At 60.5% G+C, this 20,003-nt stretch carries 20 protein-coding genes; 9 read left to right on the top strand and 11 right to left on the bottom strand.

Annotation, left to right across the window (positions count from 1 at the left end; all coding sequences use genetic code 11):
* Positions 1–23: 23 nt before the first annotated feature.
* Complete coding sequence (locus C5L10_RS01235) at positions 24–740, bottom strand: Crp/Fnr family transcriptional regulator (protein WP_105428173.1); 717 nt, start codon at positions 738–740, stop codon at positions 24–26.
* 278 nt (positions 741–1,018) lie between these two features.
* Here C5L10_RS01235 and C5L10_RS01230 point away from each other — a divergent pair, with 278 nt between their 5' ends.
* On the top strand, positions 1,019–1,273 hold the full coding sequence (locus C5L10_RS01230) for a hypothetical protein (RefSeq protein ID WP_105428172.1): 255 nt from the start codon (positions 1,019–1,021) through the stop codon (positions 1,271–1,273).
* A gap of 80 nt (positions 1,274–1,353) precedes the next feature.
* On the opposite strand, the gene uxuA is transcribed toward C5L10_RS01230, so the two are convergent.
* The 7 genes from uxuA to C5L10_RS01195 form a co-directional block, all read right to left on the bottom strand.
* The gene (gene uxuA / locus C5L10_RS01225; RefSeq protein WP_105428171.1) at positions 1,354–2,553 is read right to left on the bottom strand and encodes a mannonate dehydratase; all 1,200 of its coding nucleotides are present in this window, start codon (positions 2,551–2,553) and stop codon (positions 1,354–1,356) included.
* A complete protein-coding gene (locus C5L10_RS01220; RefSeq protein ID WP_105428170.1) occupies positions 2,550–3,635 on the bottom strand; it encodes an L-idonate 5-dehydrogenase in 1,086 nt (361 codons plus the stop codon). The genes uxuA and C5L10_RS01220 overlap by 4 nt, the downstream gene beginning before the upstream one ends.
* Before the next feature lie 56 nt (positions 3,636–3,691).
* Positions 3,692–5,098 (bottom strand): TRAP transporter large permease, encoded by a 1,407-nt coding sequence (locus C5L10_RS01215; RefSeq protein WP_046635894.1) that lies wholly within the window; start codon positions 5,096–5,098, stop codon positions 3,692–3,694.
* 1 nt (position 5,099) lies between these two features.
* Positions 5,100–5,675: a TRAP transporter small permease gene (locus C5L10_RS01210; protein ID WP_105428169.1), complete on the bottom strand. Its 576-nt coding sequence runs from the start codon at positions 5,673–5,675 to the stop codon at positions 5,100–5,102.
* Between the two features lie 70 nt (positions 5,676–5,745).
* Positions 5,746–6,720, bottom strand: coding sequence for a sialic acid TRAP transporter substrate-binding protein SiaP (locus C5L10_RS01205; protein ID WP_046665592.1), 975 nt, complete (start codon positions 6,718–6,720; stop codon positions 5,746–5,748).
* Positions 6,721–6,777: 57 nt separating this feature from the next.
* Positions 6,778–7,491, bottom strand: coding sequence for a FadR/GntR family transcriptional regulator (locus C5L10_RS01200; RefSeq protein WP_105428168.1), 714 nt, complete (start codon positions 7,489–7,491; stop codon positions 6,778–6,780).
* Between the two features lie 116 nt (positions 7,492–7,607).
* A complete protein-coding gene (locus tag C5L10_RS01195) occupies positions 7,608–8,522 on the bottom strand; it encodes a LysR family transcriptional regulator (protein ID WP_105428167.1) in 915 nt (304 codons plus the stop codon).
* A gap of 236 nt (positions 8,523–8,758) precedes the next feature.
* Between C5L10_RS01195 and C5L10_RS01190 the strand changes: the two genes are divergently transcribed.
* The gene (locus tag C5L10_RS01190) at positions 8,759–9,655 is read left to right on the top strand and encodes an MBL fold metallo-hydrolase (RefSeq protein WP_205837004.1); all 897 of its coding nucleotides are present in this window, start codon (positions 8,759–8,761) and stop codon (positions 9,653–9,655) included.
* 184 nt (positions 9,656–9,839) lie between these two features.
* Positions 9,840–10,079, top strand: coding sequence for a hypothetical protein (locus tag C5L10_RS01185; protein ID WP_105428165.1), 240 nt, complete (start codon positions 9,840–9,842; stop codon positions 10,077–10,079).
* 89 nt (positions 10,080–10,168) lie between these two features.
* Here the strand turns inward: C5L10_RS01185 and chrA are convergent, their stop codons facing one another.
* The 3 genes from chrA to C5L10_RS01170 all read right to left on the bottom strand — a co-directional run bounded on the left by chrA (position 10,169) and on the right by C5L10_RS01170 (position 13,650).
* Positions 10,169–11,575 (bottom strand): chromate efflux transporter, encoded by a 1,407-nt coding sequence (gene chrA / locus C5L10_RS01180; protein ID WP_105428164.1) that lies wholly within the window; start codon positions 11,573–11,575, stop codon positions 10,169–10,171.
* Positions 11,576–11,580: 5 nt separating this feature from the next.
* A complete protein-coding gene (locus C5L10_RS01175) occupies positions 11,581–12,393 on the bottom strand; it encodes a sulfurtransferase/chromate resistance protein (RefSeq protein WP_105428163.1) in 813 nt (270 codons plus the stop codon).
* A gap of 240 nt (positions 12,394–12,633) precedes the next feature.
* Positions 12,634–13,650: a LacI family DNA-binding transcriptional regulator gene (locus tag C5L10_RS01170; RefSeq protein ID WP_105428162.1), complete on the bottom strand. Its 1,017-nt coding sequence runs from the start codon at positions 13,648–13,650 to the stop codon at positions 12,634–12,636.
* A gap of 145 nt (positions 13,651–13,795) precedes the next feature.
* Here C5L10_RS01170 and C5L10_RS01165 point away from each other — a divergent pair, with 145 nt between their 5' ends.
* The 6 genes from C5L10_RS01165 to C5L10_RS01140 all read left to right on the top strand — a co-directional run bounded on the left by C5L10_RS01165 (position 13,796) and on the right by C5L10_RS01140 (position 19,924).
* Complete coding sequence (locus C5L10_RS01165; RefSeq protein ID WP_105428352.1) at positions 13,796–14,830, top strand: Gfo/Idh/MocA family protein; 1,035 nt, start codon at positions 13,796–13,798, stop codon at positions 14,828–14,830.
* An 11-nt stretch (positions 14,831–14,841) separates the two neighbouring features.
* The gene (locus tag C5L10_RS01160; RefSeq protein WP_105428161.1) at positions 14,842–15,747 is read left to right on the top strand and encodes a sugar phosphate isomerase/epimerase; all 906 of its coding nucleotides are present in this window, start codon (positions 14,842–14,844) and stop codon (positions 15,745–15,747) included.
* 78 nt (positions 15,748–15,825) lie between these two features.
* Positions 15,826–17,058 carry a sugar ABC transporter substrate-binding protein gene (locus C5L10_RS01155; protein ID WP_105428160.1) on the top strand — a complete coding sequence of 411 codons (1,233 nt, stop codon included), beginning with the start codon at positions 15,826–15,828 and terminating at the stop codon, positions 17,056–17,058.
* A 72-nt stretch (positions 17,059–17,130) separates the two neighbouring features.
* Positions 17,131–18,033, top strand: a complete 903-nt coding sequence (locus tag C5L10_RS01150) for a carbohydrate ABC transporter permease (protein WP_105428159.1) — start codon at positions 17,131–17,133, stop codon at positions 18,031–18,033.
* Positions 18,030–18,857, top strand: a complete 828-nt coding sequence (locus C5L10_RS01145; protein WP_105428158.1) for a carbohydrate ABC transporter permease — start codon at positions 18,030–18,032, stop codon at positions 18,855–18,857. The genes C5L10_RS01150 and C5L10_RS01145 overlap by 4 nt, the downstream gene beginning before the upstream one ends.
* A complete protein-coding gene (locus tag C5L10_RS01140; RefSeq protein ID WP_105428157.1) occupies positions 18,854–19,924 on the top strand; it encodes an ABC transporter ATP-binding protein in 1,071 nt (356 codons plus the stop codon). The genes C5L10_RS01145 and C5L10_RS01140 overlap by 4 nt, the downstream gene beginning before the upstream one ends.
* The last annotated feature ends 79 nt before the right edge of the window (positions 19,925–20,003 follow it).

The following is a 20,003-nucleotide window of genomic DNA, read 5'->3' as shown; positions in this document are numbered from 1 at the left end:
CGTTTCCGTCCTGCTTGCAGCGCCTAGAAAAGCCCCGACATCAGCCGCCTGTAGTCCTCTTCGGGCGGGCCGTAGGCGTCGTGCGCGAATTCCTCCATTGCAGGCCTGTCCCGGATGGTGATCATCCCTCGCTGCGAGCGGATGAACAAATTGCCCTCAAGGATGTGCAGTGAACTGGTCACGCTGGGGCGCCGTACGGCCAGCATCAGAGAAATGAAGTCGTGGGTAAGGGGTATCTCATTTCCCATCGATCGGTCGTGGCACATCAGCAGCCAGCGGGCCAGCCGTTCATCCACGCCATGGACAGCGTTCGACAATGCGGTATAGGCCACCTGAGCCGTGAACGCTTCGACGGCGCGCAACATGAGCTTTGCAAAGTTCGTGTTTTCCTCTTGGAGGCTGACGAACTGTGGAAGCGTCATCCTATAGGCCTCGCCTGCCACCTGCATGTTGCAGTCGAACAGATTGACGCTGCTTCCCATGGCCGCGGACGTTGGGAAGAACCCTTCGTTGCCGAATATGCCCGCTTCGGTCCTTTGTCCTTCCGGTGAAACGGCAACCATCGACGCAATGCCGTCCGTGGGGAAATAGACATGTTCGATGTGTTCATGGCGCGTGCCCATTGGGGTGCGGCGCGGCAGATCGATATGCTCCAGATAGTGTTTTACCTGCTCGAAGTCGGTACTTGGCAGCGATGCAAGGAGCTTGTTGCGCATGGATGTTTGAGAAATTGCCGTCATGGTTCTCTTGGCCGGTGTTGGGCAAGAGTAGCCACTCTCAATCGTCTACGCCCTGAGAATTCACCAGACGATATTGGCAGTATACAAGCTTCTGAATACCGCGGTAGTTTGGTACGCCAGCGGACATTCCATCACCGTAACGCCGCCAGCTCGAAGTATTGTTCTGTGGGCTTGGGGCTTAAGTCCCGTAGACAATCCTAACATACTATATATGTTCATATCATTATCAAACGATGTGCTTTGGCGGGAGGAGCTAGTCGCGACCCTGGAGCACCCGAATGCCGAAATTCTTCCTTCACCTGAATTATTTGTCTACGATCGTGATCGAGGATCCTGACGGCTCGGACCTTCCCGATCTTCAAGCCGCGACCACGGAGGCGACCCGAGGCATCCGCGATCTCGCCGCAGACTGTCTTCGCGGCGGTGGGCAGTTTGGTCTTCGCAGTATTCGTGTCTGCGACGCAGCGGGAGACCTTCTTTCGGAAGTCACGGTTCATCAGGCGCTCGCCGGCATCATTCCCCGGTGCGGTTGAACCTCCGCCGGCGGCTTGGGCGGCCAGGTTCTCCGCGACCGAGTGAAGGCTGACGCCCGTCGGCCGGCCGGCAGCTCTGATCATCCCCCCAGGCCAAAACGCGGATGCGTGAGCGTCCGCTCGATTCCGCGTAGCTCCGCCAGCCCCTTGAGCCGCCCGATGGCAGGATAGCCCGGCTGCGCACCGCGGGTCAGGTCGTCGAGGATTTCCTGTCCGTGATCCGGCCGCATCGGGATGCGATGATCCTCGCGGCCTTCCCCGCGCCGACGGGCCTCTTCCGAAAGCAGCGCGGCGATCACGGCAACCATGTCCGTCGCGCCTTCCAGGTGCTCGTCCTCGAAGAAAGAGCAGGGGACGGTGTCGGTGTCCCGCCTCACATTGCGCAGATGCACGAAATGGATGCGGTCGGCAAAGCGCGAGGCGATGAAGGGCAGATCGTTGTCGGCCCTTGCGCCGAGCGAGCCGGTGCAGAGCGTGACGCCACTGGCCCGCGCGCCGACCTGGAACAGCATATGTGCGTAATCGGCTTCGGTCGACAGGATGCGCGGAAGGCCGAGCAACGGCCAAGGCGGGTCATCACCATGGGCGCAGATGTTGATGCCGACTTCTTCCGCCACGGGCGTGACTTCCGTCAGGAAATCGACGAGGTTCTGTTGAAGTCGTGCCCGGTCGATACCCTGGTAGGATCGAAGCTTTTCCAGCAGCTGGTCGAGCGTATAGCCGTCCGCCGAGCCCGGCAGCCCCGCCCCGATGTTCTTGCCCAGGGCTGCGATCTTTGCATCCGCCATTTCGGAAAACCGCTCCGCCGCATCCTCCTGCAACCATTCCGGATAATCCCTGGAAGCCTCGGGACGTCTGAGGATATGGATATCGAAGGCGGCAAAATCGGTCAGGTCGAACCGCATGGCCTTGGCGCCATGGCGGGTGTCCCAGCGCAGGTCCGTGCGTGTCCAATCGAGGATCGGCATGAAGTTGTAACAGACCGTGCGGATGCCGGAGACCGAGAGATGCCGCAGCGTTTCCTGCCAGTTGGCGATATGGCGCTTCCAGTCGCCGGTCTGCGTTTTGATGTCTTCGGAAACCGGAACACTCTCCACGACATCCCACACCAGGCCGCCAGCCTTGATCTCCTCGTGCCGCCGGGCGATCTCGTCGGCCGGCCAGACCTCGCCGGTCGCGATGTGGTGGAGCGCCGAAACGATGCCTTCCGCGCCGGCCTGGGCCGCATCTCTCACGCTCACTTTGTCGATCGGGCCGAACCAGCGCCACGTATGTCTCATATCTCGTCCTTCATGGATTTTTCGGTCGGCTGGTTTTCGGTCTGCCCGAATGTGATCTGCACCTTGCAGGCCTTGGAACGATCCGCAGCCTGCTCGAAAGCCGCGGTCACCGCATCCAGCGGGAAGCTGTGCGAAATGATCGGCCGCACGTCGATACGCCGCCTGGCAATCAGATCGACAGCCTCGGCGAATTCGGTATGGAAGCGCTGCGAGCCGCGCCAGACGATCTCCTTGCCGACCAGCGCATTGAGCGGGATGGTCATGTCACCCGTCACGCCGACCTGGACGAGGGTTCCGCGCGGCTTGATCGCGGCAAATGCCGATCGCAGGGCCGCACCTGAAGCCGAGCATTCGAACACCACGTCGAAGCTGCCCTTGTTCTCCTGGAAGGGAAGAAGCCCGTCCGGATTGGAGATCACGTTGATCGTCTCGGTCGCCCCCATGGACGGCGCGCGCGACAGTGCCGCATCGGCCAGATCCGTCACCACGATACTGGCGGCGCCGGCATGCCGGGCCGCGGCGACCGTCAGAAGTCCAATCGGACCTGCGCCCGTCACCAGCACGTTGCGACCCGACAGATCCCCGGCCTGGGCGACGGCATGCAGGCACACGGCAAGCGGTTCCGCACAGGCGGCCTCGCCGGCCGTCACATCCTGTCCCACCGGATGGCACTGGATCGCCGGGACGACCAGCCTCTCGCGGAACATGCCGTTTTCGTGCGGCAGGCGCATCGCCGAGCCCATGAAACGCATGTCGAGGCAATGGATCGGCTGGCCGGTCCGGCAGTATTGGCAATGGCCGCAGGGCTGCGACGGATTGACCGCAACCAGTTGCCCGAGCTCGAGCCCGGACACCCCTGCGCCCAAGGCTTCCACGAAGCCGGAAGCCTCGTGGCCGGCGATGATGGGTTCGCGAACCCGCACCGGCCCGAATCCGCCATCCTGATAGTAGTGGAGATCGGAGCCGCAGATGCCGCCCGCCGCCATTCCAAGCAGCACGTTGCCTGGACCGAGGTCGGGGGCATCCAGCGTCTCCACTCGGAGGTCACGCTGAGCGTGAAGGCGGGCAACGCGCGTCTGCATCGCACTGATACCTTTCGTTCAAGAGGCGCCGGTCCACCGCACATGGACCTGGACGGTTATCGGATGAGGCCCAGCTGGGTTGGCAGCCAAAGCGTGATGGCCGGGATGAAGGTGATAAGGCCGAGTGCAATGAACAGCGGGATCATCCAGGGCAGGATGGCGAGCGCCGTTCGCTCCACCGACAGTTTGGAGATGCGGGAGAGGACGAAGAGCACCATGCCCACCGGCGGAGTCAAAAGGCCGATCATCAGGTTGAGGGTGATGATGAGACCGAGATGCACCGGGTCGATGCCGTAGCGTGCGGCCACGGGCATCAGGATCGGCACCAGGATGCTGATGGCGGCGATCGTATCGAGGAAGGCGCCGACGATCAGGAGCAGAATGTTGACGATGATCAGGAAGGTCCACCAGCTGTCCGTCAGGCTGAACATGAAGTTGGAGAACAGCTGCGCGGCCTGGCTGACCGTCAGCAGCCAGGCGAAGATGGATGCCGCGGTGACGATGAACAGAACGGAGGCCGTGGTTTCGATCGTGTCGAAGGATGCCTTGGCCAATGCCCTTAGCGTCATGGTGCGATAGCGCACCAGGCCGAGGAAGAGCGACCAGAGGACCGCAGCGACGGCGGCTTCGGTGGGCGTGAACCAGCCCATGGTCATGCCGCCGATCAACAGGACAGGCGTCATCAGGGCCATGACGGCGGAAAAGTCGAAGTACCAGTCCAGCGCCACCAGAAACGCAAGCCCGATCAGCACCGCGACATTGACCGACAGGCCCGCCAGGATCATCAGGTAGACGGTGGCAGGAAAGGCAAGCACGATGGCCACTTCGAGCGAAGCGCCGAGCAACTGTTTCAGCTCGAAGGGCGTATCGGAGCCCCAGCCCTTGCGTTTGGCGAAAATATAGACGGTGAGCATCATCAGCGATGTCATCACGATGCCGGGGATGATGCCCGCCATGAACAGGGCGCCGATCGACGCATTCGCCATCATGCCGTAGATGACGAAAGGCAGCGACGGGGGAAAGATCGGGCCGAGCGTTGCCGATGCCGCGGTGACGCCGACGGCCGCCTCGACCGGATAGCCGTGGTCCTTCATGGCTTTGATTTCGATCGTGCCGATACCGGCAGCATCTGCCAGCGCCGTTCCGGACATGCCGGAAAAGACGACCGAGCCGATGATGTTGACCTGGGCCAAGCCGCCCTTCATCCAGCCGACGAGCGACAGTGCGAAGCGATAGATGCGGCCCGTCACGCCGGCAATGTTCATGAGGTTGCCGGCCAGGATGAAGAACGGCACGGCAATCAGCGGAAAACTTTCGACGCCGGCGATCATGCGCTGGGCGGCGATGATGTCGGGAGCCACGCCGTAGATCACCAGGTAGAGCAGCGAGGCGACAGCCATGGACACGGCGACCGGCGAGCCGATCATTAGAAGGACGAGGAATGATCCGATCAGAAGCAGCATGTCAAATTCCCCCCGCGTGAATGTCGTCCTGCGCCTGCTCGCGCACGGACTTGGTGCCGGTCAAGTCCTTGATCAGGTTGTGGGCGGACCGCAGGAACATCAGGGCGAAAGCTGCAAAGACGGTGTAGAAGACGATGCCGCGCGGCAGGTCGACCGTGACCATTCGCTCCTCCCCGACAATCTCGAGATAGCGCCACATCAGCCATGTGATATAGGCAAAGAAGGCAATGCTGATCGCATCGACCACCAGTTCCAGGAGCCTTCCGGCCCGCTTCGACAGGAAACGGTAGAGCAGATCGACATGAATGTGCCGAACCGTTCGCACGCACATCACGGAGCCGAGAAATACCACCACGACAAGGCAGTTGGCAGCGATTTCCTCCGTCCATGCAAAGCTGTCGTTCAGCACGTAGCGTGTGAAAAATTGCAGGAATACCGATAGACCCATGGCCCAGAAGACCGCAAGCGTCACCCAGTCCTCAATGGCATAGGGAGACAGGTCAACGGGCGCTGCTTCTTCCTCAAAGGCATGCGCCATTTCTTCCACGCTTATCGGCGCGTGCGAATGCTCCGTCATCGGGTCCACTCCGTTCAGTGAAAAATCGCAAGAGGTTGCCCCGACGCGTTGCACGCCGGGGCTGGGATCGTCACTTCAACGCGCGGATGGCTTCCCAGTCGGCCTTTTCGTAGCCGAAGTCCTCGAGCTTCACTTTGTCGATGACGTTCTTCTCGAAGTCTGCCTTGTCGATGTCGGTAACGGTAAGGCCCTTCTTCTTGAATTCATCGACGAGCGCCTTTTCGCGGGCTTCGATGGTCTTCGTCGTGCGGGCTGCGGCTTCAAGCATCACATCCGTGAAGATCTTCTTGTCTTCGTCGGAAAGGCTGGCCCAGCGGGTCTTGGACACCACGGTATTCAGATGATCGACGATGTGGCCGGTCAGCACGATGTTCTTCTGAACCTCGTAGAACTTCTTGGCCTCTATCGTCGTCAGCGGATTTTCCTGGGCTTCCACCGTGCCGTTCTGCAGCGCCAGGTAGACTTCCGCAAAAGCAATCGGCGTGGTGTTGGCACCGCAGGCGCGCGGCATCGCCAGATAGGCCGGAACATCCGGTACGCGCATCTTCAGGCCCGCCATATCGGCGCATTTCGAAATCGGGCGATTGGATGTGGTGTGGCGCGTTCCATAATAGCTGAGAGCGACGATGTGGTTGCCCGTCTTGTCTTCGTAACCCTTGGCGAGCTTCTTGAAGACGTCGCTCTTCGTGTAAGCCAGAAGATGGCTCGGGTCGCGGAAGATATAGGGATAATAGGTGACGCCGATTGGCTTGTGGTCACGCGCCGCAAAGCTGGAGCCGGAGATGATGATGTCCACGGTGCCGAGCTTGAGGCCCTGGTTGATGTCGGCTTCTTTTCCAAGCTGTGAAGCCGGATAGACGTCGATCTTGTAGCGGCCATTGGTCCGCTTGGCGATCTCGCCGGCAGCCCAGACTGAGTCGGTGTGGAAAGGCTCGGGTGTCTCATAGACATGAGCCCATTTCAGCACGGTCTCGGCATGTGCCGAAAGCGTCGATGCAACGATAACTGCGGCGGCGCCCAGTAATGTTTTCAGTCGGTGTTTCATTCTTTCCTCCCAAGTGAAACGGAACTGTATGGTCGACCCGGCCGCAATGGCGGACGGTCAGTCTTCTCTGGTCGGCTCCTCCTCGAAGCTTTCCGAGAATCTCTTTTGCGCCAGCGTCAGGTGACGACGCATGGCCTCGCGCGCCGCGGCAGGGTCCCCCGCGGCGATGGCGTCACGAATGACACGGTGCTCCTCGAGCGCCAGCTTCCATGTGTGCGGTCCCTCGAAGTAGCTGGCGAGCTTGGTGAAATAAGGCGACATCCGCGTATCGTAGATCAGCCCCGTGAAGTGCTTCAGCGCCGAATTGCCGATGATGTCGGCGATCGCCGTATGAAAATCGCGGTCGCAGGCAAGAGCGACCGGGCCGTCGTTCAACGACTGCTCCATGCGCTCCAGCAGCAGATCGATGCGGGCAATGCCGTCGGGCGTCACGAGACGCGCGGCCTCTTCCGCGATGCCGCTTTCGATCAGGCAGCGCGCCTGAAGGATTTCGAGGGGGCCGCCGCCTTCGTCGTTCGGCAGGACACCGGTAGGCTGTTTCGAGGCGCTGCTGATGTAGACGCCGGATCCCATCCGGATCTGGATCCGACCTTCGACCTCAAGCACGATCAGTGCCTCGCGGACTGTCGGCCTGGAAACGGAAAACCGCTCGGCAAGCTCCCGTTCGGGCGGAAGCCTCGAACCCGGCTTCAGCTCCCCCGTGTCGATCAGCACACGAATCTGTTCCGCGACCTGGCGATAAAGCCGGCGCGGCTCCAAAGCCACGAACATCGAAATCCTCCGAGCGCATCACTCCCTTGATGCGCAGGCGGTCAGATTGTCTGACCAATTTCTACTATGAGTGAATTGGAAAATCTGTCAAGCCGGAGGTGGCCGGAAACTGGATTTCATTCCGCCCGCGGTGTTTCGGTTCTCAACGCCGCAATCAGCATTTCCACGAATGCAGAGACTTTGGGCGGACGGAAGCGTGCAGCCGGATAGACCGTGAACACGCCGCCCGAGGGCAGCTGCCAATCGGGCAGGACGTGAACCAGGCGCCCGCTGGCCAGTTCAGCGTTCGCGAGGAAGTCCGGCAGGACCGACAGTCCGCCACCTTGCCTTGCAGCTTGCATGACCGCCGGCGTGGTATTGATCGCGATCGACGCCTTGAACCGCACCGTCAATGTCTCCTGATCGCCGCGCGTGAACCTCCACTCCAAAGGTTCTCGCAGCGCGTTGTTGGCAACAAAGGGCAGGGCGGGCAAACCGGCGAGCCCATCCAGTTCCGCTATTCTGCCGGCAAGCTGAGGCGGACCGATCAGATATTGCCGAAACGAGCCGATCCGCCTGGCCTGCAGGCTTGAGTCGGTCAGCCACCCGACACGAATGGCGAGGTCCATGTTGTCGGCGACCAGATCGACCATCTTGTCGCTGAGGTTCAGTTCGACCTTGCAATCCCGATAACGGGCCGTGAAGGCGGTGACCACCGGCACGATGACCGAGGTGCCATAGTCATAGGGTGCCGTGATCCTCAACAGGCCTTTGGGTTCTGACCTGGCCTGCGCCAGTTCCGCCAGCGCATCCTCGGCCTCTCTGAGGATCGATACGCATCGGGCGTGAAACATCCGGCCCGCCTCGGTGGGCTGGAGACGCCGCGTGGTGCGCATCAGCAACGTCGTGCCGACCTCCTTTTCCAGCCTTGCAACCTGCTGGCTGACGACCGCCTTGGTAATGCCGAGATACTCGGCCGCCCGGGTGAAAGACCCTGCATCGATGACAGCCACAAAATAGGCGAGCCGATTGAGGTTGGTCGCATGCTGCATGAAAGCTTCTCCTGTGATTGTCAGCTCTTAGCATACATTCTGTCGTGTTTGTTGGTCTTCCTGGTTCTATTTCGTCATGTCATTTACGGCTTCACAAGGAGCGCGGCATGAACGGCAGGATCACATCCCCTATCTGCTGGACCCGGTGCCGGGAGCAGACCGGCATCCCGTCAGGTTGCCAGCCGAGTCGCCATAACCGGAATTCCAGAGACTGAACGCAACACCAGGAGACAGCCATGTTCACAAGGAGAACGATCATGAAAACCACTCTCGCCGCAGGCGCCACCGCAGTCTTTGCGCCCGCGGGTCTCGGCCATGCCGCCACCGGCCTGACGTGGAAGCACTTTCCTGCCGGACAGAGCGGTTTCTTCCGCAGTCCCGTCCTGGTCTCCGGCGCAACGGAAGCCATATTGATCGACGGCGGCTTCACGCTCGCCGACGGCAAGGCCGTCGCCGAAGCGATCAAGGCCACCGGCAAGACACTCACCACGATCTATGTCAGCCAGTCCGATCCAGACTACTATTTCAGTCTTGGCCCGATCAAGGCTGCCTTCCCGGGTGCCAAGGTTATCGCGGCCTCGGCCACTGTCGCGGCCATCAAGAGCAGTGTCGAGAAGAAGCTTGCTGTGTGGGGGCCGCAGCTCAAGGAGAATGGCCCGCAGGCGCTGGCCGACGTCGTCATGCCGGAAACCTTTGACGGCAAGACGCTGACGGTTGACGGCGAAATCGTCGAGATCGTCGACGCGGAAGGTTTGTCCAATCGCCGCTATCTCTTCGTCCCGTCGCTGAACGCCGTATTCGGCGGCGTGATGATCTTTAACGGTGTTCACGTCTGGACGGCCGACACCAACAGCGCCGAATTGCGGGCCGCTTGGATCGCCAATCTCGAGAAGATCGCAGCGCGCAAGCCGGCGATCGTGGTCGCGGGCCATATGACGCCGGAAGCACCGAGCGACCTGTCAGGCGTCGCCCATACCATCGCCTATTTGAAGGCGTTCGAGGAAGAACTGGCAAAGGCCAAGGGTTCGGCCGGGCTCAAGGCGGCGATGGAAGCACGCTTCCCGGGCCTCGGCATGGGCATCGCGCTCGACATCGGCTCCAAGGTCGCCACCGGCGAAATGAAGTGGGGCTGACCGGCAACGAGTGCAAATCCCGATTCCATCCCCGCCCTGATAGGGGGTAGGTGGTCTCAAGACAAGGGTCGCAATCTCAATTGCGGCCCTTGCATCTGACGGGATCCGCGTGCGCTGGCAGCAGCACTTTCAGCTTCGACATCCGGGTGCTAGACGCTGGATTTTGCGTCTGAAGGATATTCCCATGAAGAAATTGATTCGCCTGCTGCTGACGGTCGTCCTTGCAATCGTTGTTCTTGCCGGTTTCCGCTGGCATCGCTATGTCACCAATACCGACAGCCCCTATGATGAAGTCGGCATCTCGCTCAATAGCGCCATGCCCGGTCCGATCAACAGCTGGGGATGCGCCAGGCTCAAGGCCACCTTTGCGGGCTCCTTGCCCCCCTACGGCTGTGCCGCAGGCAATGCGACGCAGTGGCGGTAGCCAGCCGCACCAGTCGCGTCGAAGCCGGCGATCCCCCTTGATCGGCAGCAATCTGAACAATGCCGAGACGCCAAGCGTCTCGGCACACATCAACTCAAGGCGATAAACTTCCAGCAGATTCCCAACACTGCTGACCCGAGAAGCGTCGCGATGACCGACAGGCCAAAGCGGAAGATGGATATGGCGGCGATGGCCGTCAAAACGAGCGAGGGCAGAATAACCGAGCTCAAGACAGGAATATCCATCGACCACGGACCCGCCGATATCTGCTGAACCTCGCCAAACAGGACGTGCAGGCCGAACCAGACCGCGAGGTTGAGAATCACGCCAACGACGGCCGCCGTAATTGCCGACATTGCCCCCGTCAGGGCGGTATTGCCCCGCATCTTTTCAATGAACGGGGCGCCTGCGAAGATCCACAGGAAGCTTGGCAGGAACGTGACCCAGGTCGTCAGGATGGCGGCGAGGGTGGCTGCGGTCAGGGGATTGATCGCTCCCGGATCACGATGGCCCGCAAGAAACCCGACAAATTGCGTCACCATGATCAATGGCCCGGGTGTCGTCTCTGCCATGCCGAGTCCGTCGAGCATTTCGCCCGGACGGAGCCAGCCGAACTGCTCGACGGCCTCCTGCGCGACATAGGCGAGCACGGCATAGGCGCCGCCGAAGGTGACGACGGCCATCTGGCTGAAAAATAGGCCGATCTGCGAAAATACGTTGTCACGGCCGAGCGTCAGCAGCAGAACGGCGACTGGAAGGAGCCACAGCGCCGCAAGGACGCCTGACGTCTTCAGCGACCAGGCCAGGTTCGATCGTGCATGGAGGGGGATGTCTTCGCCGAGAACGGAGTCCCGATCTTCCAGGATTTTGCCGGAACCGGATTTGTGCCCGCCGCCGACCCTGAACGCCGCGACCCCGGCACGGCCACCCAAATATCCGATGGCACCCGCGCCTATGATGATCAGTGGAAACGGCACGTGAAGGAGGAAGATCGCGACAAACGCGACGGCGGCGATCGCCACCATCACCTTGTTCTTGAGCGCGCGGCCACCGATCCGGAAGACCGCCTGAATGACGACCGCGAGCACCGCGCATTTCAGGCCGAAGAACATCCCCTCAATGGCGGTCACGTCACCGAAGAGGACGTATATGTAGCTCAGCGCCAGGATCGAGATGAAACCGGGTAGAACGAATAGAAGGCCGGCAATCACGCCGCCCTTGGTTTTGTTGAGCAGCCAGCCGATGTAGATGGCGAGCTGGTGAGCCTCTGGCCCCGGCAGAAGCATGCAGTAGTTGAGGGCGTGAAGAAAACGATGCTCACCGACCCAGCGTTTCTCGTCGACGACGATCCGGTGCATCACCGCGATCTGGCCCGCGGGACCGCCGAAGCTGAGTGCGGCGACCCGTGCCCAGACCTTGACTGCTTCGGAAAGAGGTACGACATCGCCGCCGGCGACCGGCTGACCGACGGTGAGGTTTTTCGCCGTATCAGTCATGGCCGCTACCCCTTCCTCGGATTGGGCCAGTTATGGGTCTCCTCCGTGGCGTCGCGGCACCAGCGATACATCGCGTCATAGACCAGCAGGCCTGCCTGCAATTGCTCAAGGTCGTCGTTGAACATCCGGGACAATCCGAGCGAGATGGCCAGCAGGCCCTGCACTTCAGGGGCCAGCTCGGGTCGGGCCGTATCGGCGCCCCGCACGATGGTGGCGAGATGCAAAAGCGCGTCGCTCTTCAATCCGAACTCGTCAATCATCACGTCGAAGGTGCACAGTTCACCGCGATGGCTCCAGAAGACGTCCTCGATGTCAAAAGGTGTCGCGTTGAAGCGGTCACCCACCAGCGCCACTTCGCTCGCTGGAACGAACAGAAAGATCGCGGAAGGATCGACGAACCGACGGATCAGCCACGGACAGGCGATGCGGTCTATCTTTGGGCGGGACCTCGTCACCCAGACGGTTCGCCCTTGGACGTCTCGCGAAGGGAGCTTGTCCTCGGGAACGAGAATGCCTTGCGAGTCGCGCCAGGCCTCAAACCCTCCTTCCAGCGTCTCCGCTTGTTTCCCCATCGCGCGCAGGTGTGCCGCAACGCCGTGGCCAAGCTTCTGTCCTCTCTGGCAAAGGACGATGGCAGGGCCCGATATCTCAGGGCCCCATTCGGTGACGCGGCGAAAATCCCGGCGGATCGATCCGGGGATCAACCGGGGATCGCTTCCAAAATCCTCATCGTTGCGGACGTCGATGATCGTCGGCAGGTTTGGCGTGCCGATAATGCGGGCAAGTTTGTCTGATGTGATTTCAAGATATGACGGCATAGCGCGTCCTCCGTTGTTGCGGGTTCATGGACGCGATTCTTCGGCCGTGGCCTCGTGGGGTGATCGCAACCCCATGGCAGAGCATTTGCTTTCTCCAGTCCGGATGTCAAGCGTTTTGCAAAGCCTTTGGGAAATTCCCCTGCCCGAACAGCGACGTGCCCGGTCCAATTCTCCTCAAGGCGCGTCATGGCTGAGACGTCATCTTCCGCGTTGACCCTGGGTATCCCCCGACACTGTCCTTCAGCCGCTTGTGCCTTCGATCAATGTCATAGGCCAGATCACGCGGGGTGTCTGTCCGATGTAATGGGACTGATAGGCTGGCATGACCGACAGCAGATGCTCCGCCAGGCTGATCCCCAGATCACGAAGCGACAATGTAAAGCAGGTCAACGCCGGAGAGAGGAACTGGGTCTGGGGACTGTAGCGACCGATGATCGCAATGTCCTTGCCCGGCTTGACGCCTGCGTCCTCAAGGCCCTTGTAAAGCCCTGTCACCAGGATCTCATTGACCAGGACGATTGCCGACGGGCGTGGAGATCTGGATGCGATCTGGTGTGCCACGGCGTAGCCCCCCGCCTCGCTTGGTTTTGCCCGGAAGATATGATCCTCGCTGAGGACAAGCCCATGTTCCGCGAGTACCTCGCGGCACCGATCGGCGAACAGGTAACCCAGGTTGAGATCGCCATTTGGCCAGATGATCCCGATATCTCTGTGGCCCGCCTTGATCAGCCGTTCGATCGCGACCTCCGCCATGCCTTCAAAGTCCAGATCGATCCACGGCTGGCCGACATCGGTCAGGCTACGGCCGAGCGAGATGAACGGAATGTCGTGCCGATGCAGCAGTTCGAACCGTGCATCATTGCGGCGGGTGGCCGAGAGGACGATGGCATCGGCAAAACCGCGCGCCACGGTGCGTTGCAGATAGGCATAGGGATCTTCGTTGGAAGAGCAGAGCAGGGCAACGAGATCGAGCTTGTGACGGCTAAGGACGGTCTGCACCCCGTCGAAGACGCTCATGAAGAAAGCATCTCCCTGGCTGGTGATTTCCGGGCCAGTCTGCATCATGAAACCGACCACGCCGGTCGTGCCCTTGCGCAGCGAGCGGCCAGACTGGTTTGGCACATAGCCAAGCTTCTCCGCCGCCTCCAGAACGCGCCTGCGGGTTTCCGCATTCACATCCGCCTTTCCATTGAGCGCGCGGGACACGGTGCCAATGGAAATATCGAGGTAATCGGCAAGTTGGCGGATGCCTGTCACAGGGGAGCCTTTCAAGGGTTCGACATACGACCGTAATCGTTTTCGGAAGCAGTATTGACAAAAAAATCGACGCGTTCATAGTGCCGTAAACGTTTACGGATGCACAGGAGGTGCCGTGCCGTAGACATTGCATGGGAGGATGTCGGTGACATACAAGGTCGTTTTGTGTGGCTGCGGAGCCATGGCCAAAGGGTGGCTGCGTGCGCTCCAGTCCACGCCGAAGCTGAGGCAAGCGCTGACCGTCGCGGGTCTGGTCGATCTCGATGTGTCGGTCGCGCAGGCCTTGGCCGCCGAGTTTTCTCTTCAGCCCGTCTCTGTCGGATCCGATCTCACCGCTGTGCTCAGCGAAACCGGTGCAGACATTGTATTCGACGTCGTCATTCCCGCCGCCCGCCATTCCGTCGTGAAGGCCGCGCTTTCTCACGGATGTCATGTGCTGAGCGAAAAACCCATGGCCACCTCGATGGAGGAGGCGACAGACCTCATCCGCGCCGCCGAGGCTGCGGGGCGCATTCATTCCGTCGTGCAGAACCGGCGGTTCATTTCCGGTGTGCGGCGCATGCGGCGCTTCGTCGAGAGCGGCGCGATTGGCGATATCACCGCGATCCATTGCGATTTCTTCATCGCCCCGCATTTCGGCGGCTTCCGTGAGCAGATGGACAATGTCCTGCTTCTGGACATGGCGATCCACACTTTCGACGCAGCGCGCTTCGTTTCCGGCAAGACACCGCTTTCCGTCTACTGCCTGGAAACAAATCCGCCGGGCTCCTGGTATGCCCATGGCGCCAGCGCCAATGCCGTGTTTCAGCTCTCCGACGACGTGGTCTTCACCTATCGCGGCTCCTGGTGCGCCGAAGGCCAACGCACGAGTTGGGAAAGCGAATGGCGCATTGTCGGCTTAAACGGAATGCTGACCTGGGACGGGGAAGACGCCTTCCGCGCCTCGGTTGCGGGAAGCGACAGCGGGTTGCTGCGCGGCGCAATACCGATCGAGGTTCTGCCGCCCGCCCGGGAGGAGGAGACCCACGGCCATGCCAGCGTGATTGCCGATTTCCTCTCGGCGATCGAAACCGGCGGCGTGCCGGAAACCGCGGGACAGGACAACATCAAGAGCCTTGCCATGGTGTTTGGCGCGATTGAAAGCGCCAGGTCCCGGCAAACCATCGACCTTGCAGCATAAGGGCCAGCAATATGACCGGACAGGCAAACCATTCCATCCGCATCGGCACCATGGTCCGCGCCACAAAAGGGCACGCGGCCGAGCGGATTTCCCAAATTGCAGATATGGGCTTTGAAAGCTTCCAGCCCTTTTTCTGGCAGACCACCAACGGCCAGGACATCGCCGAGCTTGGCAAGCGCTGCCGTGAGGCGATCGGCGAGCGGGACATCACCATCTCCACCATCGGCATGTTCGGCAATCCGCTGGAAGAAACGGACCTTGATCTCCAGACGCTTCAGGGCTGGAAGGACTGCATCGACAACGCCCATCATTTTGGCGCCACCTGCGTTGCCGGCTTCACCGGGCGCATCCGCAACAGGCCGCTGCCGGAAAGCCTGCCGCGTTACCGGCAAATCTGGAGCGAGCTTGCCCGTCGCGCCGCCGACAAGGGCATCCGCATTGCCTTTGAAAATTGCGCCATGGACGGCAATTGGGCAACCGGCGACTGGAACATCGCCCATAACCCCGATGCCTGGGAACTTATTTTCAACGAGACGCCGGACGAGCATATCGGGCTTGAATGGGAGCCTTGCCACCAGATGGTCTATCTCATCGAGCCCTTGCCGCAGATCCGCAAATGGGCACGGCGGATTTTCCACGTCCACGGCAAGGATGCCACCATCCGCTGGGACGTGATCCGCGAGCACGGTATCTTCGGAAAACATCCCTTCGTTTTCATGCGTACGCCGGGTTTCGGCGACAGCAACTGGACCGACATTATTTCCGAACTGCGGCTGGCCGGGTGGTCAGGCTCCATCGACATTGAGGGATGGCATGATCCCGTCTACCGGGATGCGCTGGAAATGACGGGCCAGATCCACGCCTTGAACCATCTGAAACAGGCAAGGGGCGGCACATTCGTCGTCGATCCGGTCTGATGCGCAGGCCGGCTGGCCAGAGAAGGAGCTCTGCGCCAGCTGGACGAGAATTGAGAATAACCAAGAAGGAGGAGAACCATGGGTATCCGCAGGACTATGATTTCCATTGCGTTGGCTCTGGCCACTGCGTCATTTGCCGGCATCAGCGCGAGAGCGGAGGATGTGAAGCTCGTTCTCTGGTCGCTGGACCGCGATATCCAGCCCGCGCCGAACCTCATCAAGGAATTCAACGCGCAGAAGAACGGCATCCAGATCGAATATCGCCAGCTTCAGTTCGACGATGTGGTGAGCGAGGCGATGCGCGCCTATTCGACCGGCAAGGCGCCTGATATCATCACCATCGACAATCCCAACCATGCCATGTTCGCGTCGCGCAAGGCCTTTCTGGACCTGACCGACATGATCCGGCAATCCAAGGTGATCAAGCCGGAAAACTATTTCCCCGGCCCGCTGAAATCGGTGACCTGGGACGAAAAATATTACGGGGTGCCGAAGGCGACCAACACGATCGCACTTTATTACAACAAGGATCTGTTCAAGGCCGCAGGTCTCGATCCCGAAAAGCCGCCGCAGACCTGGGCCGAACTGTTGGCGACGGCGAAAAAACTCACCAATCCGTCCAAGAACATCTACGGCCTCACCTTTTCCGCCAAAGCCAACGAGGAGGGCACTTTCCAGTTCCTGCCCTGGGCGCAGATGGGCGGCGCCACCTATAAAACGATCAACAGCGAAGGTGCCGTCAAGGCTCTGACGGTCTGGAAGCAGATGCTGGATGAAAAGCTGGCCTCGCCGGATACGCTGACCCGAAGCCAATGGGATTCGACGGCCACTTTCAATGCCGGAAATGCGGCCATGGCGATTTCCGGCCCCTGGGAAATCGACCGGATGTTAAGCGATGCCAAATTCCAGTGGGGCACGGCACTTCTGCCGGTGCCGAGCGAGGGCGCACAGCGTTCATCCGCCATGGGCGATTTCAACTGGGCGATCTTTTCCAGCACCAAGCATCCGAAGGAGGCCTTCAAGGCTTTGGAATTCTTCGCGTCCAAGGATGTGACCATGTACAAGGATTTCGGCCAGCTGCCGGCCCGCTCCGACCTTCCGGTTCCGCCCACGGGCAATGCCGTGAAGGATTCAGCGCTCGCGACCTTCGTGGAACAGCTGAAATATGCGCAGCCTCGTGGCCCTTCGCCGGAATGGCCGAAAATCTCGAAAGCCGTCCAGGACGCGATTCAGGCAGCCCTGACGGGCCAGATGGAGCCGAAGGCCGCGCTCGATCAGGCGGCCGCGAAGATCAAGTCGATCGGGGGCTGAGACAGCCGCCATCCCGCGGTGACGGCCCGGCACCCACCGCCGGGCCGTCCTCCAGGCTTCAGCGAGGTTTCGATGAAAAGAATGTTCTCCAGCATCACGGATGGCCGTGGCTTCGACCTTGTTCTGGTCGCGGTCCCCTTCACGTTTCTCCTGGCGCTGTCCGGACTTCCGCTGCTCTACAACATCCTGATGAGCTTCCAGGAAGTGGACATGTTCAGCCTTGGCAGCGTCATCCGGCCGTTCGTCGGCTTCAAGAACTATGTGGACCTGTTCACCCAGCCTGAAACCATGTCCATCCTCAGGAACACGATTGTCTTCGTGGTGGGATCGATCACGGGGCAGTTCCTCGTCGGCTTTGCGCTCGCCCTGTTCTTCTGGATCAATTTTCCTGGCGCATCCTGGTTGCGGGGCCTGTTTCTGGTTTCCTGGGTCATGCCCGGCCTCGTCGTCGGCGCCATCTGGAACTGGATTCTGTCGGGCGACTTCGGCGTGCTTAATTTTCTGTTGCAGCAAACCGGCCTCATGAACGGCAATATCTTCTGGCGGTCGGATCCGAATTTTTCGCTCTGGGCGGTCATCCTGGCCAATATCTGGCTTGGCACCTCCTTCAACATGATCCTGCTTGCCACTGGTCTTGCCGCCATCCCGGCAGACCTCTACGAGGCGGCGGAAATGGATGGCGCCAATGCCTGGCAGCGCTTCTGGACCATCACCTTGCCGATGATGCGCTCCACCATCGGCGCCATCATCGCACTCGGGTTGATCTTCACCCTGCAACAGTTCGATCTGTTTGCCGCGATTACCGATGGCGGGCCGAACAATTCCTCCAATGTTGCGCAATATTGGGCTTGGGATCTTTCCTTCCGGCAATATGATTTCGGCAAAGGGGCCGCCATTTCCGTCATCATGACCGTCTTCGTGATGTTTGCCGCAGCCGTCTATGTCCGCTCCACTCGTCACGAGGTGCGCGGATGAGTGACAATGCACGCAACCGGCTGCTGCTCGCCCTGTCCGTCGTGATGGCGGCGGTCTATCTCTTCCCGCTCTACTGGATGTACGTGACGGCGCTGAAAAGCGGTTCGGAAATGTTTGCCACGCCGCCCAGCTTCTGGCCCTGGTCGGCCCAATGGAGCACCTTCGCCTATGTCTGGGAAAGCCGGAATATGGGCCGCTACCTGTGGAATTCCACCGTCATCGCCTTCGGTGCGGTAGCCCTGATCGCGATCCTCGGCACCGGCTGTGCCTATGTGCTGGCGCGCTATCGCAACATCTGGGTGGATGTCGGGCTTTTCCTCATCCTGATGTTTCAGGTACTGCCTGCCTCGCTGATGATAACGCCGATCTTCGTGGGCTTTTCGCAACTGGGACTGCTCGAATATCCGCGCCTTGCCGTTGTCCTGGCGATTACCGCCAAAAGCATGCCCTTCTTCGTCGTGCTTGTGCGCGCAACCTTCATGGCCGTGCCGATGGAGTTGGAAGAGGCGGCGCTGGTGGACGGCAATTCCCGCATCGGCGCCTTCTTCAACATCGTTCTGCCACTGGCGCGCAACGGCATTCTGGTCAGCGCCATCCTCATCTTCATGCAGGCCTTTGGCGAATTCGTCTATTCCAAATCGATGATCCAGGACATCCAGCTCCAGCCGGCCAGCGTCGGGCTCAATTCCTTCATGGGGCCGAACACCAGCGAGTGGAACAACATCATGGCCTACGCCACCATGTACGTGACGCCCATCCTTGCCATCTTCGTTCTGTTGCAGCGTCGCATCGTGTCCGGACTCACATCGGGAGCCTTGAAATGACCCACCAGATCGAACTCTCGGCCGTCAACAAATATTACGGTGCCTATCACGCGCTGAAGGATATCGATCTTTCCATTCGGAAGGGTTCGTTCGTCGCATTGGTCGGCCCATCCGGCTGCGGCAAGTCCACGCTACTGCGCTCGCTGGCGGGGCTCGAGACAATATCGAGCGGCGATCTCATCATCGCCGGAAAGCGCATGAACGGGGTGCCACCCCGAAAGCGCGATCTGGCCATGGTATTCCAGTCCTATGCGCTCTACCCGCATATGACCGTCGAACAGAACCTGACCTACAGCCTGAAGATCAACGGGGTCGGAAAGGCGGAGAGGAAAAGGGCGGCCGCCGATGTCGCGGCCATTACCGGATTGTCGAACCTGCTGCACCGCTATCCACGGGAACTGTCGGGAGGGCAGCGTCAACGCGTCGCGATGAGCCGTGCAATCATCCGCAACCCCCAGGCCTTCCTTTTCGACGAACCGCTCTCGAACCTCGATGCAGCATTGCGTGTCCATATGCGCAAGGAGATCAGAGCGCTGCATGATCGCCTCGGCGCGACCTCTGTCTATGTCACCCATGACCAGGTCGAGGCCATGACGATGGCGGATCATGTCGTCGTGATGCGCAATGGCGTCATCGAGCAGCAGGGCAAGCCGCTTGATTTGTATGACCGGCCTAGCAATCGCTTCGTCGCCGGCTTCATCGGCTCGCCTGCGATGAACTTCATTCCGGCGCGACCGACGCCTGACGGTAGAGCCCTTGTTCTGGATCTTGCCGAGCCGCAAACCATTCCGTTCGATTGCCCGCTGCCGGCGGAGCGTGAGTTGATCGTCGGCATCCGCCCGGAGCATCTTACTTTAGCCGCGGCTGACGCCGCCGGCTTCAAGGTGGACGTCGCGGCAGTCGAAACGACCGGCGCGGTGACGTTCATCACGACTGCCACAACGCCTGAGATTGTCATTGCCTTGAACGGCAGGAGCGTGGTGGCGGCGGGCGAAGCCATCCGGCTGACGTTTTCCGGCAACCATGTCCATCTTTTCGACGCCGGGACTGAGCAGCGTATCAAATGATTGCGCTCGCGCGCGACAGAGTGTCGATTGCCTGATCATGGCGATGTGTCGCCAAGTACCAAAGGCTGACTTCGCTAAG

Source organism: Neorhizobium sp. T6_25, assembly GCF_002968555.1.
In the GTDB taxonomy this organism is placed as follows: Bacteria; Pseudomonadota; Alphaproteobacteria; order Rhizobiales; family Rhizobiaceae; genus Neorhizobium.
Note: the sequence above shows the minus strand (reverse complement) of the source record. Positions and strands in the feature narration are given on the sequence as shown.